Origin of the sequence: Neorhizobium fuzhouense (assembly GCF_042611105.1) — a bacterium.
GTDB lineage: Bacteria > Pseudomonadota > Alphaproteobacteria > Rhizobiales > Rhizobiaceae > Neorhizobium > Neorhizobium galegae_A.
Genome location: NZ_JBHFFP010000038.1, coordinates 1 through 1,036 on the forward strand (window position 1 = coordinate 1; position 1,036 = coordinate 1,036).

1 protein-coding gene is annotated in these 1,036 nt (G+C 57.5%); it reads right to left on the reverse strand.

Annotation, left to right across the window (positions count from 1 at the left end; genetic code table 11):
- Nucleotides 1–38: 38 nt before the first annotated feature.
- Nucleotides 39–1,036 (reverse strand): IS30 family transposase (locus ACEXP3_RS24675; protein WP_508436207.1); only part of this gene is annotated, 998 nt, incomplete at its 5' end.

Here is a 1,036-nt window from a genome sequence, read left to right on the forward strand (position 1 = left end):
CTGCTGGTTCCAGCTTGAATGCAACGCGACTTCGAAAGCTACAAGCATTGCCCTTCCAGAGCCAATAGATGTCTGCTGAATATCTCCTTTGGTGTTTGAAACCCTAAGCACTTGCGCGGCGTGCTATTCAGCCTGTCACATAGGGAGCGGATCTCCTGATTGCGGAAATCCAGCACGATCGTTTCCGGCGGCAGGTATCGTCGAACACGCTTGTTTGTGTTCTCGACCGTGCCTTTCTGCCATGGAGCTTGGGGGTCGCAGAACCAGGCGGTCGTTCCCATGCCGTGCTCGAGCTCGCGCCATGATACGAACTCCAACCCTCGATCGAATGTCAGACTTTGCCTGGCTTGGATGGGCAGGGGTGCCAGATGCCGGATCAACTGGTTCATGATCGGCTTCGAGCGCCGGTCATTGTTGCGAAACAGCAGAGTGTAACGGCTCTTGCGCTCCACGACGGTGGCTATGTTTGCGGCGCCATGCTCCTTTCTGAAGATCATCAGATCCGCTTCCCAGTGACCGAATTCACTGCGGGAGTTGATGACTTCAGGCCTGTTGCGAATGGCGCATTCGATTGGAAAGACGAGGCTTCTGGGTTTGCGTGCATATCTTGGTCGCCGTAGGCGGCGCCGTTCAGGCAGGTGGCGCGCCAATTGTTGATCCTGGCCTTCCTGTGAATAGACGTACTGATAGATTGTCTCATGGCTCAGCCGGGTAGCGACACCGCCGGCAAGCCGCAGCCGACCGGCAATCTGTTCCGGCGACCAGCCGTCCTTGAGCCGATCTATCACGGCAGCGCACAGACTAGGGTCGCGCAGCAGCTTGCGGTATTTGCGACGCCGGTCGACCGCCATCCCATGTGCCGTGACGTGCCAGTATCCTTCCGCAATCGGAACCTCACGATCATGCCAGAAATTCCGTCGCAGCTCCCGGCAGATCGTTGAGCGGTGGCGGCGAAGGGCGCGCGCGATCTCAGCCTGACTGATCTTCTTCTCATGCATCCGTGCGATGATACGACGTTCATCCAAACTCAACTGCA